We start from the raw sequence: 17,349 nt of genomic DNA on the forward strand, positions 1-17,349 counted from the left end.
ATCTTTAAAATACCCCGCATAATTCTTACTAAACGGTTGTAAAATCATTGTTAATCAACTGTTATGAAAGAGAAGGTTCTGACATAATATTACGAACAAATAAAAAAGAAGTGAATTTTAGAGTAATAGAAATCCATTTCCGACCACACATACAATATATTTGTTTATTTTTTACGTTATGTTGGAAATAAGTGTGCATATAAAAACCCCCTATCTATTTTAAAAAGATAAGGGGTTTAAAGGATTTATTTTATTTTTTTACATCAACAATTCTACCTTCAATTTCTGTAGGTATTTTAACAAGAGACTCTAATTGTTCACGTAGGTTTTCCCAATCCGAAAGACCTAAATCAGTTACTTTACCAGCTTCGTAGATTTTCTTAAACACATCATAGCTATCTCCACCTTTAGCGGTGAACGCATTTGTGGCAACTACATATGTCTCATTATCCTTAATATCTACTAATTTACCATCTGCTCCATAGTATTGAATGGAAACGACTCTCTCTCCAGCAGGTTTAGAAGAATCAAATGTTACCTTACCACCTGCCACATGTAAGAATCCGCCATTTTCCTTTGGATAGGTTTTGAAGCTAATCTCAAATGCTGCTTTTAAGTCAGCACCACTGATTTCCATTGTAGCTAGTGTATTACCGAAAGGAAGAACAGTAATTACATCACCAACTGTGATTGGTCCCGCTTTGATTTCTGAGCGTATACCTCCGCCATTTTGAAGCGCCATAATTACTTTATTATCATACTTTTTAGCTTTAGCTAGCATACCATCTGTAATGATATTACCTAAAATTGTTTCGTTTTTACGTACGCTTGGCTGTGAATCATCTTCGCTTACTCGAGGATTTTCTAAATCCTTCTCCGTAGATACACCAATTTCTTTTGATTCAATTTCTTTTACTTTAGTTGAGTACTTTTCAAAAAGCTTTAGGGCTTCCTCATCATCTTTTTGATCTTTAATTGGAATTAACTCACCTTCATGAGCAATTACTTTACCTTCTTTATCAAAGTCTACCTCTAAAGTTCCTAGGAAATCACTATATTGATAAGCTTGCACAATAACAGTAGGATCCTTTTCAGCACCTTTACTATCTTTACTTACAACTACAGGCTTTTTCAGCTCTGTATGGCTATGTCCACCAACTATTACATCAATTCCAGTAACTGCAGCTGCTAGCATTAAGTCATTATCTACTGCCGGGTTGTCATCATAACCAATATGAGTGACAGCCATAACCTTATTAATTCCTTGCTTTTCGAACTCATCAACCATAGTTTGAGCTGCTTTAATGTAGTCAGTGAATTTTACTTTTTCTGGACTTGAGATACCTTCTGTTTCAGCAGTAGTTAAACCGAAGATACCAACTTTTTGACCGTTTATTTCTTTTACAATACCGCTGTAGATTTGTCCATTTTTAGGATCATCTGATACTTTTACATTAAATAACCCTTTGAACAAATCATCTTGTGAGAAGTCCACATTTGAACTAACAAACGGAAAATTAGATTTTTCGATAAACTCTTTTAATGCTTTATGTCCTTCTGTAGAAGTTCCTAAATCAAATTCATGATTACCAAATGTCATCACATCATATTTCATTAGATTCATAAATTCTAAATCTGCTTGGCCTTTAAATTCATTGAAGTAAAGCGTTCCAGAGAATACATCCCCTGCATCTATAAGTAGAGCGTCTTTGTGAGAAGCTCTATACTCCTTTACTGCAGTGACTCGCTTTGGTGCTTTCTCCACATGACCATGAGTATCATTTACATGCATTAGAGATAGAGAAAAATCTGCGTCAACTTGAGAATTTAAGCTGTGTACCATCTCCAAAAGCTGGTTAACCGCTGGTAGATCCTTTTCATTCGGGAGTTTCTCTAGAAGTGGCTGGATTGTTGCAATCACTTTGTTTGCTTCATCCTGTTTTCCTGCAGAAAGTAGGGCTTCAGCTTGGTTAACTTTCATAAATACAGTTACAGGAACCATCAATTCATTTCTTACTTCGTTAGCTGGATCTTTATATTGAGTTAGTAATAGATGACGAGCGTCTCTTCCTGTAAAGCGGTATAAGATAGCAGTTCTAGTTTTTAATTGAGCAGATAGCTTATGGTAACCTTTTTCGATCTTAGCCCAGTCTTTGTTAGCTTCTGCTGCTTCAATTTCATTCATAATCGGTGTTAAATATTTGTCAGCATAGTTATACGCATCGATATACGGAATAAGTCCTTTTGTTACACGTTCATAATATAAATCGTCTAAGCTTTTTAGAAGTGCTGCTTTATTCTTTACATTAGATTTGTTAATTTCGTTTTTAGCTTTTTGATAATTTGCTTTTGCTTTATTTAATATAGGGTATAATTCTTTGCTCGTTGCCAATTTGCCTGCTTGAGCAGGTGTCGAATAAGAATAAGAAGCTTGTTTGATATCTTTTCTTGCGTTGTCAATCACCTGTTGGATAGATGTACTTGCGAAGGAAATACTAGATGCAGAAAATAATGATGTCGCCACAATTGCAGCTACCGCCGTTTTTTTGATCGTCTTGTTCTTCATGTCTTACCTCCTAGTTTATCTAATATATGATCTGTCAAAATATTCATATACTACTAAAAGTTATCGTAATTCAATAGATTTAGCAAGATGTTTTCAAATATTTATAATATCTTAATAATTCATCATTTTTCTTGTTAATTCCCTGTCGACTCACGCTAATTTTTACGAATGAAAGTGATTTATGTTATAATTAGTTATCCCAATAGAGATAGGAGTATTATCATGTTAAAAGATATTTTTATGACATTATCAGAAAACAAAGCATTAAACGGAGCAGCTAAAAAATATGGTTTAAAAATGGGTGCTCAACATGTTGTAGCAGGAACGAATATCGAAGAAACAATGCAAAGTATTAAAAAACTTAATGCTCAAGGTATCTCTTGTACGGTAGATAATTTAGGGGAGTTTGTTTTTGAAAAAGAAGAAGCTTTAGAAGCAAAAGCTCAAATTATCGCTGTTATTGAAGCAATTGAAGAACATCAGGTTGATGCTCATATTTCATTAAAACCCTCTCAATTAGGGCTAGATATAGATTATGATTTTGCATTACAAAACTTAAAAGATATCGCAGCAGTAGCAAAAAAATATGATACATTTATTAATATCGATATGGAATCTAACAAACATTTACAACCTTCCTTTGATATCCTAGACGAATTGTCTAAGGAATTTGATAACGTAGGTACAGTAATTCAAGCATACTTCTTCCGAGCTGCTGAAGATATTCAAAAGTATAAAAACTTCCGACTTCGAATCGTAAAAGGTGCTTATAAAGAACCAGCAGATGTAGCCTACCAAACAAAAGAAGAAATCGATAAAAATTACATTGAATTAATTGAATGGCATTTATTGAATGGTAAATTCACTTCAATCGCAACACATGATCATAATGTGATTAACCATATTAAACAATTTATCAAAGACAACAATATTTCATATGACAAATTTGAATTCCAAATGCTATATGGTTTCCGCACGGATATGCAACTAGAGCTTGCTAAAGAAGGTTATAACTTCTGCACATACGTTCCTTTCGGTAAAGACTGGTATGGATACTTCATGCGTCGCCTTGCAGAACGACCAGCGAACATGAACCTTGTCGTAAAACAAGTTTTCAACAAAAAAACAAATACAATCCTTGGTATTGCAGCTGGTGCATTTGCCATCGGAAGACTAACAAAAAGAAAATAGTAAACAAAAAAACTGCACTACCAACAGGTAGTGCAGTTTTTTTCGTTAATAGCATGAAGATAATTCAAAAATATTTTATTTCTTAATTATATTTTATGGTTTGCCTCTTGGAACTGAGTAATATCCTTTAAATCTGGAAGAGCAGGTATGCCACCTCTCTTAGTAGCAGCTAATGCTCCTGCAGCATTTGCAAAGAGCACACTAGATTTTAGACCTTCTATATTCATTTCTTCAATAGGAGATTTCTCTAAAATTTTGTATAACAATGCTCCGAAGAATGCATCACCGGATCCGGTTGTATCAATAGCTCTCACTACATAAGGTGGAATAATTTCAGTTTTATCCTTATATCTAAAAAAGCATCCATTTTCTCCAAGAGTTACAAAAATTAATGAGATTCCGTAGTTTCTATATAATGTTTCTGTTCCCTCTTTATAGTCAGATGAATCGGTTAAAAAAAGAAGCTCTTCTTCAGATACTTTTAATATATCCGCAAAGTATAAGCTATCGGAGATTATTTTCTTCGCTTCTTTCAAATCCTCCCACAGGTTTTCACGTAAATTGGGGTCATAAGAAATAAGTAATCCTTTATCTTTAGCATATTGAATTGCACTAAGAGTGGCTTGCCTTGCAGGTTCATTAGTCATTGAAACAGAACCAAAATGAAATAATTTGGCTCTGTCTATTAATTTGTAGTTCACTTCTTTTTCCTCCAAAGTAATATCTGCACCTGGTTTTCGATAAAAACTGAAAGAGCGATCTCCATTAGGCTGCAGATGAACAAAAGCCAAAGTGGTGTTCACTTCGTCAGTTATAGCTAGTCCAGTTGTATCTACTTTATAGGAATCTAAAGTTTCCTTTAGAAATTTTCCGAATTCGTCTGCACCTACTTTACTGATGAAGGACGTTGTTAATCCAAGCTTACTCAGCATAACTAGTACATTTGCTGGTGCTCCGCCCGGATTTCTTTCAAATAAAATATTCCCATTTTCGGATTTACCATAAGGAGTGAGGTCGATTAATATTTCACCTAATGCTACTACGTCATACATTTGTCTTTCACCTCTATTAATATTGTAAGCTAAAATTATTCAGTACTTTTATTTAGATTATTTATTCAAAACAATTTTTCCATATTGCTCCTATATTGTCCATTTATTTTAAACTAGGAATAAAAGCGAAATCAAATAGAGGTCCGATCATACAAATTGTATACTCTCTAGGCAATTATCTTTAGACATAATAAAAACATCTCATTCTACGGGGATGGTAGAATGAGATGTTTTTCCTTGTTATCGCTCAAGGGTATATTTAAATCGCCGTAATTTTTTACCTTCGTTACTTCCACATCGTTTTATCGCTCGTGTGTAAAAAGTATCCCCTATTATGCTTAGTTGGTGAAAAAGCTCCTTCAAAACTTGTTCAACAACTTATATTAATTTTGCTATAAGTTCATCATATAGGAACTAAATGAGAATACACAGAGAGTTTTATTAGAAATTGATGAGAATTAATTACTCCCATGTCACAGAAAGAATTTTTCCAGAAATCGCATGCACCTGAATCGTTGCTTTCGTTTTCTTATCCTTACTATCCTTTGACTCACCATCTGTAGACGCTGTTTGCATTACTATTAAATAGTAACCGCCTTCGTTTGTTTTTATAAAGGAATTACTTTCAACTGTACCCTTATGTTGTTGCTGTGCTATTTTTGTTGCTTGCTCAGCTGTGATCAAAACAGTAGCTGGCTTCTCTGGTTTTAGTTCTTCAGGCTTTTTAGACTCACTTTGAGTAGTGCTTGTAGTGGAAGATTTAGAGTCATCCTCTTCTTTTTTTACTTCCTCTTTTTTTGCCTCTTCTGCTTTGGTCGTTTCTGTTTTACTAGTCTCAGTTTTAACGGATTCCACTTTACCAGACTCCGTTTTATTACTCTCTGTCTTCGAAGTTTCAGTCTTAGAAACTTCATTTTTTACAGGTTCTGATTTTGATGAATCTGTTTTGATACCATCGATTTTAGTAGAGTCTGTTTTTACTTCTGTTTTTGTGTCATCCGCTTTTGCAACGTTTTCTTTGACGGTGTCTTTTTTAACTTCCTCTACTTTAGTATTTTCAGTTTTCAAGGCATCCTTTATTGCATTTTTAATCACTTCTGTTATCGGCTTATCAACTTTAGTATCGTTAGTCTTTTCCTCAATCTTAGAAGTTGCAGAAATACTAGACTTGATTAACTTAATCTCAGTTGCTTGGGCAGTTTCTACTTTATTTATAGAGTTTTTATTGTTTTCTTTTATTTCAATTTGCGTGATTGGACTCATTTCTACCACAATATTATTATTGTTTTCTATTTGTCGAATATTGCTAGTCAATGGGTATTCCATTACTTCAAAAGTATCGTCAAATGTAGCACTTTGTGTTTTACCTGCATAATAAGCTGAATCCTCAATCATATATTCAGTAGTTTGCTCCAATGAATACACGTCACCGTTTTCAGGGTTAATCTCAACTAAATAAACTGTCCCGCTTTTCATAATAAGTGCTTTATACACATCTTCTTTTAATGTTATATCTGTTACCTCTGCACCATATAATTGCTCTAGCTGGGAACGAACTTCACTTTCTGATATAGAATTTCTGTTCGATTGGGTGACATTCAACAAGAACCCAGTGCCCACAATAACTGTCACTGATACAAAAATCAATGAGTACTTTTTGATTTTAGTAAATTTCATTCATGCTTTCCCTCCCCCCAATTCTATTTTAAAAGACAAACATTAAAAATTGATGAGAATTGGAGATTTTGGAATAAAAATATAAATTGTAGTACCAAATCCAACTGTGCTATCTATTTCCAATTTTATAGATAGTCGATTTGCTATCTCTTTAGCAATAGATAGTCCCAGACCCGTTCCCCCAGTTTTCCTATTTCTAGCCTCATCCACTCGGTAAAAACGATCAAAAATATAATTAATATCTTTTTTAGGAATTCCATTACCGTAGTCCAGAATCGCAACCACTGTATTTTCCTCATCCTCTGATATTGTTGTTTTTATTTCCTTTTCACTATATTTTCTAGCGTTATCCAGAATAATAAAAAGAAGTTGCGTTAGCTGCTCCATATCTGTGTTTACATAAATTGGTCCCTCACCTTTTAGGATAAAGTTTCGATTATAAGCTGTACGCATAGATTGTAGAGTGCTTTCAACAAGTTCGTATAAATCAATTGTTTCTGTTTTTTGTGTTTGCTGACCATTCCCCTTGGCTAATACAAGCATTTGAGTAATCATCTCTTTCATTCTGGCCGTTTCATTAATAATCGCATTCACTGATTCCTCAGCTATCGCTTTATTCTTAAAGCCATGTCGAGACAATAGCTTCGCATAACTCTCTATGACAGTTAGAGGCGTTTTTAATTCATGAGAGGCATCAGACACAAATTGCTCCTGCTTGTTGTAGTTTTCCTCTAACTGCTCCATCATTTCATTAAAGGCAATGCCCATCTGTGTCATTTCATCTTTACGGTTTTTACTTAACTCTATTTTTTGATATTTTCCTGATAGTCTACTTTGAGACATCGTATTGATCAATTTGTTAATAGGCTTCGTAATGATGTTTCCCAAAGCGACACTTGAAATAGTCATAAGCAGCATCCCTATTAATGTCACACTGATTAAAGTCCATCGTAGAAAGTCCAAGTTTTTATCCACTTCAATAAGCTGTTTCATAGTTTGTACTTCGACTACTTCACCATTCGCCCAAATTACCGGCTTTATAATCGTAAGAACCGGAACACCATGAAAATAACCTGAGGTATATCGTTCTCCCTCTTGTAATTCTGGAAAATATTCATTCATCTCTTCGATAGATTCTACAAATACAATGGGGGTTTTTTCACTATTGAAAACCCTAATACCCCCATTTGGTGGAATAAAAGCTCTCAGAATTGTAGCCGGGTCATCATCTACTCCCATCTTACTGAGAGCTGAGACTAGCTCGTCCACGTCACTATTCAATTGATTGTATTCAGTGTCGAATGCCATTTGTTCATATATAAAATAGATTCCTACATTCATTAAGCCTAAAATAATTAACGTCAAAAAAGTTGAGAATAAATGAATCTTAACTTTAAGCTTCATTTCTCAGCTCCTTTAAAACATATCCAACGCCTCTTACCGTATGAATGTAAGAGAGGCGATCGTTTTCCTCTAATTTTTTTCTCACATATCTTATGTAAACATCCACTATATTCGTATCACCATAATAATCAAATCCCCATACCGCATCCAACAGTTGTTCCCTTGTTAACACTTGGTTAGGATGCTTCATTAGATACAGCAACAAATCATATTCGCGCGGAGTCAGATTTACCTGATCCCCTTCATTAGTAATCTCTCTAGTTTGCTCGTTTAAAACGATAGAATGAAAGACATGAACATTCTCCTGCTTAACGGGTATAGGGAGAGAGGACTTGTTGAAGCGAATGGCAGAGCGCACTCGCGCAAGTAATTCTTCAATTTCAAAAGGTTTCGTCACATAATCATTCGCTCCTAAATCCAAACCCTTTACTTTGTCTTCTAGGCCGCTCTTTGCTGTCAACAAAATAACTGGAGTATTAGCCTCAGTCGCTCTTATGCGTCTTAAAACATCTAGCCCATTTAAGCCAGGTAACATCAAATCTAGCAACACAAGATCCCATGCTTGCTCTCTATATTTTATAAGGCCATCTGTACCTGTATAAGCAATCTCTACAGAATAACCCTCGAATTCCAGCTCCAACTGAAGAACACGCGCAATATTTTCCTCGTCTTCTATAATTAATACATTCTCTTTCATACGCACCCCTCCTCTTTATACCTATTTTAACACAATCTACTACAACCTATTTAAGCAACCTAAACCAAACATTACGAGAGTATTACTGGTGCCAGGCACCAGTAATACTCTCGTAATAAAGCTTCTTTATAATATTTTAGGCTATAATTTAGCGACAAAATAGGAATTCAAACGACTTTTTACATAAAAAATCAAATTATTATGAATATTACATAATTTAAGTCATTGAAGAACTGAGAGCTTTATAGTATGTTAGTTTAAAAGGACAGATGGAGGTAACTGGAATGGGCAGAATGAGGAGGATTTGGCAGCCAGAGATTTATTACCACGTAACAATGAGAGGGAATAATCGACAGAATATATTCTTAAATGAGGGCGATGTATCTCTCTTTTTTAGAGCTTTACAACGTACATATAAAAAATCAAAATTTACTATTGTTGCATATTGCATTATGAATAATCATTATCACCTTTTAATACGCTCCACTGAAACACCACTTTCGGATGTGATGTTATCCATTAACAAGACCTACTCTGAATACTTCAAACGAAAATATAATTATTTTGGACAACTTTACGAAACAAGATTTTTTTCCAGTATGGTTTCTGATCCCATTGGATTATTAAATGTTAGTAGTTATATTCACCAAAATCCACTTACAACTTCTAAAGCTATGGCTAGTAGAATGGAATATTATCCTTATAGCTCCTTTGCCTTTTACTTTTACGATAAAAAAAGTGACTATCCTTTTGTAAACACCGAACTACTCCCCTCTTTGATAGCAAAATATCCAGAAATCAAAGAAGAAAACTATGTAGCTTATTGTGAAAACTTTCGTACTAGACAGGACTTGCACTTTAGTTACGAGATGAATTTTAATTGATATAATTCAAACTTAAGAGAGCCATAAAAAAATCGCTCCTAATTTTAGGAGCGATACTTATTACTGCTTTAGTTCAACGACCCATCCAAATGGATCTTCAATAGTGCCATGTTGTATACCTGTCAAAGTATCATATAGTTTCTTAGATATCTCGCCAGTTTCTCCATTATTCACATAGAATAATTCGCCTTTCCAACGTAACTCACCAATAGGAGAAATAACTGCAGCAGTCCCGGTACCAAATGCCTCATCTAGCTTACCGTCTAAATAAGCTTCGCGTATTTCCTCCATAGACACCTTACGTTCTGTTATTGGCACTCCCCAATATTTTAATAATTCAATAATGGATTTTCTAGTAATACCATCTAAAATAGAACCATTCAATGATGGAGTAACAACCTCTCCGTCTATTTTAAAGAACACATTCATGCTTCCTACTTCTTCAATATATTTACGTTCAATTCCGTCTAACCATAGAACTTGTGAATAGCCTTCTCTGTCAGCCACTTCCTGCGCCTTTAAGCTTGATGCATAGTTTCCAGCTGTTTTCGCCATTCCTGTTCCACCTGCAACAGCACGAACATATTCACTTTCTACTAATATCTTAACAGGATGAATACCTTCTTTATAATAAGAACCAACTGGCGACATAATAATCATAAAGCTGTACGTTTTAGAAGCGGAAACACCCAAATGAGCCTCCGTTGCAATCATGAATGGTCGAATATATAGAGAGGTTCCTGGCTCAGTTGGAATCCACTCCTTATCAATCTCTAGCAATTCTTTTAATGCTTCCAAAGCAAAATCTTCATCTATTTGAGGCATGCTCAATCTGTCACATGAACTATTCATTCGTTTCATATTTTGTTCGGGACGAAACAGTCTGACTACTCCATCCTCCGATAAATATGCCTTCATTCCTTCAAATACAGTTTGCCCATAATGTAATATCGTAGCTGAAGGATCTAACGTAAGCGGTTGATAAGGGACAATACGGTGATCATGCCACCCAATTCCTGCAGTATAGTCCGCAATAAACATATGATCTGTAAATTTCGTACCAAAAGCAAGTTGACTAGCTGGCGTTTTTTCGTTCTTCATTTCATTTTCAGTGATTCTAATTTTTACACTATTCATGACGTATTTCCCCAATCAATTAAATATTTTGTAAATTGCGACTTTTATAGATGTGCAATATATTATATGCAATTATACTCCTTTTATTAAATTTGAAAATACCTTTTTATAAAATTTTCAAAACATTTTGTGGATTTTTTAGAAATATTTATTTTCCTCCTATGATTAATTAAATTGAAGCTGCCATTTTAATATTACTTTCTATATTTAATGTGAAAAGTTTTTCTTTCCGGTCGGTACCCGATTACAATTAGGGAAAGTAACCTTCAACTAAAACAAACCCCATCTAAGCACTGGCAAGTAGTGTCTAAATGGGGTTTTTTACTTTGCAATTTTTTATTTTACAGGGTGTATTATGTTACAGGTGCCAGGCACCTGTAACATACTAGTCAACCTCTTAAATGACTTACACAAATATGAACCAAAGAATTGCTGTGACGATGATAGTGGTAATACCTTGCAGTAGTGTTGCCATTGTTTGCGCCTTGAAAGCATCTGTAACTTTCATGCCGCTAAATTGTGTCACTACCCAGAAATAGCTATCATTGACATGGCTGACTGTCATTGCACCTGCTCCTACCGCCATTACGACTAATGCAAGCGGCAATGCTCCCTCTATTCCTAAAGTTGGAAGCATTGGGGCTACTAAAGATGATGTAATAACAAGCGCCGCTGTAGAGGAGCCCTGTGCAGTTTTCAAAGCTGCCGCAATTAGGAATGGTACTAACAGGAATAATGCTCCATTTGCCAGAATTCCTAAATCCATTTCTTGCAGTAATTCTGCTACTCCCGAGTTTTTAATAACAGTACCAAACGCACCACCAGCTCCTGTGATTAATAGAATCGGTGCTGCCTCTTTTAAACTTTCACCGATCCAGCCCGACAACGTTTTTTCGCTAATTTCAGGTAACAATAGGAAAGATGCAAACACCCCAAACAACAGTGCTACTGTAGGTGAACCTAGGAATCTAAGGAAATTCGTCCATCCTGACTCATCCCCAACTAATGCAGCTACTGACCCGATTCCTATTAATAATATAGGCAAGACGATTGGCAAGAAAGATTTAAATGTAGAAGGCATTTTCCCAAAAGACTTGATAACCTCTTCATAATCTAGCGCCTCTTCATGGTCAGCAGGTACATCAATTTTTGTACCTACCTTAACAGCCCATAAGTACCCAACAATAGTAGCTGGAATTGCAACAAATAAACCAACTAAAATAATTGTACCTAAATAATCTGTTGCCCCAATGTTACCTGCCGCTGCGATAGGACCGGGTGTAGGAGGAACTAATGTATGAGTCGCATAAAGACCTGTAGATAAAGCGACTGCCATTGAAGCTACCTTGACCTTCGCACGTTTTGCTAATGATTTTTTTAAGCTTGATAGAATAATAAAACCAGAATCACAAAATACAGGAATTGAAACAATAAAGCCTATGATTGACATAGCGAGCTGTGGTCGTTTTTCACCTAAAATACGAAGGACAACCTCTGCCATCCGATATGCTGCACCAGACTTTTCTAGGATAACTCCAATAATTGTTCCCGCAACAATTACAATACCAATACTTGTCATCAACCCACCAAAACCACTGTTTACGTTCTCTACCACTGTTAGCAATGGCATACCAGAAGCAATTCCTACAAAGAAAGCACTAATTAATAAAGCTAAAAAAGGGTGGAGCTTAAAAATGGCTGTAGCAACAACAACAAAAATTACCCCTAACAATATAACTAAAAACAACATCTTCCTACACCTCTTTCTTTAGGATAGCTTGCATTATTTCCTTTGTTTTTGCCTTCAAATGATGAATCGGATTTTCCATAGATTCATCTACACTTACGGAATCGTCTACTATACTCACAAGCTTATAAAAGTAGGATGACAATTCACCTTTATCTTCAGCCTCTATGAATCCTGAGACTAATATAACCGGAATACCTCTTTTATTTGCAGCTTTAGCAATACCCATTGGTGCTTTTCCAGATAGAGTTTGTTGATCTGTTTTTCCTTCACCTGTAATAATAAAACCGGCACCCTCTATTTGATTTTCAAAATGAATGGCTTCCATAACCACCTCAATACCAGGCTTCAAATGGACAGGAAAAAATGCAAGAAATGCACCTCCAAGTCCTCCAGCTGCACCGGCACCAGGTGTATGATGCACATGAATACCTGTTACTTCAGCAATTTTGTCTGCTAGAACATGTAAATTCGCATCCAAATGACTGATCATATCAGGGGTCACGCCTTTTTGAGGACCAAAGACAGCAGTTGCTCCATTAGCACCTATCAAAGGATTGTCTACATCACAAGCCAATATAAACTGGGAACCTTGCAATCTTTCGTCCAATCCACTAATATCAATTTCTTCTATGTCCCCAAGATAGCCCCCTCCATTAGGGATTATCTCTTTTACTTTATTCTTAAATTTCATACCTAATGCACGAAGCATTCCTACCCCGCCATCATTGGTTGCACTTCCACCTATCCCAATGATGAATTTTCTAAATCCCTGATCGAGAGCATGTCGAATAAGCTCTCCAGTTCCATAGGTAGATGTCTCTAGCGGATTTTTTTCCTGTTCAGTTAAAAGAGTAAGACCTGAAGCCCTTGCCATTTCTATGACACAGGTTTCTCCATCTCCTAAAACGCCATACAATGCCTGTATAGGTCTTCCTAACGGGTCACTTACAGTAGCATTCACAAAACGTCCCTTAGTTGCAAAAATAAGAGGCTCTAATGTCCCCTCTCCACCATCTGCTACAGGAAGTAATACAGTTTCAATAGTTGGGTTAATTTGATTAATAGTTTCTACAATGGCTCTTGCAACTTCAGTCGCAGACAATGAACCCTTGTAGGAATCAGGGCTAACAACAATTTTAATAAGATCTCCTCCTTTTAAGTGAAGCGCTTACAAAAATTATAGTGCAAAGGAAAAGTTATTGCATTATACTTAAAGTATAAATTATCTGTATTATAACAGAAGATTTTTTATACATTGAGGTGAATACTTTGATAACCAAACAATTAGCCGAGCAAATTGTCCAACAGACTATGCTTCGTCTTCACCGAAACATTAATATTATGCAAACTAATGGAGTCATTCTTGCCTCGGGAGACAAGATGAGAGTTAACCGAATTCATGAAGGAGCAATTGAAGTAGCCCGAACTAAGTCTCCTCTATGGATTACAAAAGATAATAATCACCTTTTTCCTAGAACAAAACCAGGCATTAATTTGCCTATATTTTTTCAGGAGGATTTAGTTGGAGTCATGGGAGTCACCGGAGAGCCACAAGAGATTGAAGAAATCTCAAAACTCGTTCAACTCACAACAGAAATGATGGTTCATCAAGCCTTAATCGTTTCAGAAAGAGAGTGGAAGCGAAAAATTCAAGAGTTGGTATTTGAAGAATTAATGAGTGGACAGCCTATCCAGAAGTATTTACAGGAACGACTAAATAAAATTGGCTTTCAAAATAAAGCTCCATTTTATGCTATGATGCTTGAGGTTGATCCTGAGTCTCCCTCCTATCAAAATATTATAGAGGAGATAGAGTTTTATTTAGAAACTGACTCCATTTTAGTAGGACATTATCAGGTGAGTGAGCATTTTATTTTAATATCTGGGTTAGATCAAGAAACGTTTTCCCGTAAGGTTTCTTTACTAGCTGATAAATTGACAAAATATTATTCTATTTCTTTAGGATTGGGAAGAGAAGTTGCCAACCTAGAACAGGTTCATTATGCATACCATACTGCTAAGCTTGCCCATCAGTATGGTAATCCTAATAAACCAATCGTTTCCTTTGAGGAAGTAGAAATATATTCTCTTTTCAAAAGTAAAGAAGCCTTTGAAATTCAAACGTATACAGAAAGATTACTTCAACACCTTGACTCGAAGTTACAGCTAACTTTACAAAAATATTTTGAAAGCAATCTGCAACTAGGTATTTGCGCGGAAGAACTAGGAATTCATCGCCATACGCTTACCTATCGATTAAACAAAATAGCCCATTTGACAGGCTATAATCCTAATAACTTTCAGGATGCATTAGCACTCCAACTAGCCCTATTATTAAAAGACTAACCTTAGAGTTTATGCACACAAAAAACCGTTTCAGCTTTAGCCGAAACGGTTTTATTTATCTCATTATTTTTTCGCTACTTGTACGTTCGCTACTTTTTTAGCGCCTACGTATTTCTTGCCCCAATAATATGGATCGTTTATTTTATCAACTCTTACTCCTTTTGAAGTAGAAGCATGAATGAATTTTCCGTTGCCGATGAACATTCCAACATGTGAAACACCTTTACCTGATGTATTAAAGAAAACTAGATCACCAACAGCTAAGTTAGCTTTTTTTACTGATGTTCCTTTACTATACATTCCAGCAGCTGTTCTAGGAAGAGAGATTCCGTTGCTTTTGTATACATATCCAATAAATCCTGAGCAATCAAATCCTGCTTTAGTTGTACCACCATATCGATATTTTATTCCTATTAAATTATTCGCACTTGATACTATTTTGTTGGACGCTACAGTGCTAGCAGCTTCTGTATTTCCTGCAAATGTTCCCATGGCTAAAACTAGAGTCAGAGTAAAGATAGTGATGATTTTTTTAAACATAGATTTCAAAGTTGATGTTCCCCCAAAGAAGTATTGAAAAATTTCTCTATTACTTTCTCGTTGAAATTTTATCTATACCCATCCTAACATGGAATAAACATTAGCGCTTTTACATTTGTGTAACAAAAAGATTACAAGCAAAAATTATGCTAATACTCTCTCCCTAATTATAAATATGTCTTTTTAAGTAAATATGCCTAATTATTATGTAAGTATTATAAGTAATATGTACATTTCCTCTATCTTTTATTAGTAAAAACGTGTTATAAATAGAAGGTTAATAAGTTTTCATCAATAAAAAAATAGAATAGGAGATATCTATTGTGAAATGGAAATGGAAGAATACTCTTACAACCCATCTTGGGGCTATTATTGTGGGAGTAATGATTGTCATGCTAACTATCACTTCTATCGCTACCTATAAAACTGCCTATGGGGAACTATATAAAGCAGCTGGTATTGAAGCATATGGGTGCGCTAATATAACTACTGGCCTACTGACGCCAGAGGATGTCCAAAAAATTCTATCCGGAGACTCTGCTGCAGTTAACAGCATAGGTGAAAAGCTAAATTGGACAACTGCACACAAAGATATATTTGAAACGCAATATATACTAGATTTAGATGGAAAGATATTAGCTTTAGATGATAATTTAAAAGAAGCCGGCTTTAAAGCAGGAGATCAATTTTACATAGACGAAGAAGCTATAAATATGCTTGTCTCGATGGGTCACTCTACTTATTCAGAAAGCTACGAATACGCAGGGATGAATCGCTTATCTGGATATGCACCTATTTTTGAGGATCACGATCCTACGAAAGAAATAATTGCAATTAGTGTAATAGATTTCAATGCAGACATCGTATCGGAGCGTACTTGGGACGTAGTAAGCAAGGGATTATTAGTAAGTATAATTCCTTTAATCTTAGCTTCTCTTGCGACTTTATTTTTAATAAGAAGAAAGACAAAACCTTTATCGGTTTTGATTGCTCACGCTGGCGAGATTGCAAAAGGAAATCTGTCTGTTAAGGATACGAATTTTACTAGCAAGGATGAGATTGGCGATTTAAGTATAACGCTTAATACAGTAGCTGAAAATTTACGCACTATCATTGGCACTGTCCAAAATACCTCCTCTCAACTTACGAGAAATTCCGAGGAGACTTCCTTCTCTTTAAATGAAATGAAGGAAGCCATTCACCAAATCGCCAATAATATGAGTGAAAACGTTGCATCTATTTCTACTGGAACAGCTTCCGCAGAAAGCTCCTCCGCTATTTTAAACAATCTAGCAGAAGGGTTACAACATTCTAAAGGAACTGCAGACCAATGTGCGACACACTCCATGTCCACAATGCAAACTGCTCAAGAAGGGCTTAAACGTGCTGCAGAAACAAGCAGGGATATGGAGAAAATACACAGCTCCTCCATTGAAACTGGAGAAACAATTGTAAAATTGAATGAAGCAACTAATAAAATACAGCAAATTACCGGATCTATTGCTGGAATTGCAGCCCAAACAAATCTATTGGCTCTAAATGCATCAATAGAAGCAGCTCGTGCTGGAGAACACGGAAAAGGCTTTGCAGTAGTAGCAGAGGAAGTTCGTAAGCTTGCAGAACAATCTAATCTAGAAGTCAGTCAGGTTGAAAAAATTGTAAGTGAAATCACTGAGAGCATTGGCCATGTAGTTAATTCCACTAATGAAAGCACAAAGCTAATCGAAAATGGAAATGCTACAGTTCAGCAAACCTCTCAATCGTTACGTGACATCTCTACAGCAGTTTCTAAAACAGTTGAAGAAATTTCTCTTATATCCAAAATGACAACCAAAGAAGCAAACAATTCTAAACAAGTAGTGGCACTTATTGAAAGTCTGACTGAATCTATGCGTGAAATAGAAGAGGTTACTACTAGCATCTCAGCAGTGACTGAAGAAACAACTGCTTCTATTGATGAGATATCCAATCGTTCAGCAGAAACCCATGAGGTTGCGCAAGAACTCCAACACCTCATTAACAAATTCAAGCTATAAACAACAAAGCTGCTCATTAAGCCTGAGCAGCTTTTTGTATTAATCGGCAAATTATATTACAGAATTATT

13 protein-coding genes are annotated in these 17,349 nt (G+C 35.5%); 4 read left to right on the top strand and 9 right to left on the bottom strand.

What is annotated here, in order from left to right; genetic code table 11:
• Positions 1-250: 250 nt before the first annotated feature.
• Complete coding sequence (locus D0S48_RS07505) at positions 251-2,566, bottom strand: 5'-nucleotidase C-terminal domain-containing protein (protein ID WP_186318108.1); 2,316 nt, start codon at positions 2,564-2,566, stop codon at positions 251-253.
• Between the two features lie 222 nt (positions 2,567-2,788).
• On the opposite strand from D0S48_RS07505, the gene D0S48_RS07510 reads away from it, so the two are divergent.
• Positions 2,789-3,757, top strand: a complete 969-nt coding sequence (locus D0S48_RS07510) for a proline dehydrogenase family protein (protein WP_151110992.1) — start codon at positions 2,789-2,791, stop codon at positions 3,755-3,757.
• Between the two features lie 86 nt (positions 3,758-3,843).
• On the opposite strand, the gene D0S48_RS07515 is transcribed toward D0S48_RS07510, so the two are convergent.
• The 4 genes from D0S48_RS07515 to D0S48_RS07530 all read right to left on the bottom strand — a co-directional run bounded on the left by D0S48_RS07515 (position 3,844) and on the right by D0S48_RS07530 (position 8,587).
• A complete protein-coding gene (locus tag D0S48_RS07515) occupies positions 3,844-4,809 on the bottom strand; it encodes a carbohydrate kinase family protein (RefSeq protein WP_151110994.1) in 966 nt (321 codons plus the stop codon).
• A gap of 462 nt (positions 4,810-5,271) precedes the next feature.
• Positions 5,272-6,486: a PepSY domain-containing protein gene (locus D0S48_RS07520; RefSeq protein ID WP_151110996.1), complete on the bottom strand. Its 1,215-nt coding sequence runs from the start codon at positions 6,484-6,486 to the stop codon at positions 5,272-5,274.
• 42 nt (positions 6,487-6,528) lie between these two features.
• Positions 6,529-7,890: a sensor histidine kinase gene (locus D0S48_RS07525; protein WP_151110998.1), complete on the bottom strand. Its 1,362-nt coding sequence runs from the start codon at positions 7,888-7,890 to the stop codon at positions 6,529-6,531.
• Positions 7,880-8,587: a response regulator transcription factor gene (locus tag D0S48_RS07530; protein WP_151111000.1), complete on the bottom strand. Its 708-nt coding sequence runs from the start codon at positions 8,585-8,587 to the stop codon at positions 7,880-7,882. The genes D0S48_RS07525 and D0S48_RS07530 overlap by 11 nt, the downstream gene beginning before the upstream one ends.
• 284 nt (positions 8,588-8,871) lie before the next feature.
• On the opposite strand from D0S48_RS07530, the gene D0S48_RS07535 reads away from it, so the two are divergent.
• Positions 8,872-9,471, top strand: coding sequence for a transposase (locus D0S48_RS07535; RefSeq protein WP_191963886.1), 600 nt, complete (start codon positions 8,872-8,874; stop codon positions 9,469-9,471).
• A gap of 60 nt (positions 9,472-9,531) precedes the next feature.
• Here D0S48_RS07535 and D0S48_RS07540 read toward each other — a convergent pair whose 3' ends face one another.
• The 3 genes from D0S48_RS07540 to D0S48_RS07550 form a co-directional block, all read right to left on the bottom strand.
• A complete protein-coding gene (locus D0S48_RS07540) occupies positions 9,532-10,608 on the bottom strand; it encodes a branched-chain amino acid aminotransferase (protein WP_151111004.1) in 1,077 nt (358 codons plus the stop codon).
• 406 nt (positions 10,609-11,014) lie between these two features.
• Positions 11,015-12,358, bottom strand: a complete 1,344-nt coding sequence (locus tag D0S48_RS07545) for a GntP family permease (RefSeq protein ID WP_151111006.1) — start codon at positions 12,356-12,358, stop codon at positions 11,015-11,017.
• Positions 12,359-12,362: 4 nt separating this feature from the next.
• Positions 12,363-13,499 carry a glycerate kinase gene (locus D0S48_RS07550; protein WP_151111008.1) on the bottom strand — a complete coding sequence of 379 codons (1,137 nt, stop codon included), beginning with the start codon at positions 13,497-13,499 and terminating at the stop codon, positions 12,363-12,365.
• A 128-nt stretch (positions 13,500-13,627) separates the two neighbouring features.
• On the opposite strand from D0S48_RS07550, the gene D0S48_RS07555 reads away from it, so the two are divergent.
• A complete protein-coding gene (locus D0S48_RS07555) occupies positions 13,628-14,704 on the top strand; it encodes a CdaR family transcriptional regulator (protein ID WP_144537437.1) in 1,077 nt (358 codons plus the stop codon).
• Between the two features lie 63 nt (positions 14,705-14,767).
• On the opposite strand, the gene D0S48_RS07560 is transcribed toward D0S48_RS07555, so the two are convergent.
• A complete protein-coding gene (locus tag D0S48_RS07560; RefSeq protein ID WP_151113739.1) occupies positions 14,768-15,244 on the bottom strand; it encodes a C40 family peptidase in 477 nt (158 codons plus the stop codon).
• Between the two features lie 323 nt (positions 15,245-15,567).
• On the opposite strand from D0S48_RS07560, the gene D0S48_RS07565 reads away from it, so the two are divergent.
• A complete protein-coding gene (locus tag D0S48_RS07565) occupies positions 15,568-17,280 on the top strand; it encodes a methyl-accepting chemotaxis protein (RefSeq protein ID WP_225321712.1) in 1,713 nt (570 codons plus the stop codon).
• The last annotated feature ends 69 nt before the right edge of the window (positions 17,281-17,349 follow it).

Origin of the sequence: Psychrobacillus sp. AK 1817, from assembly GCF_008807035.1 — a bacterium.
Classification (GTDB): Bacteria; Bacillota; Bacilli; order Bacillales_A; family Planococcaceae; genus Psychrobacillus; species Psychrobacillus faecigallinarum.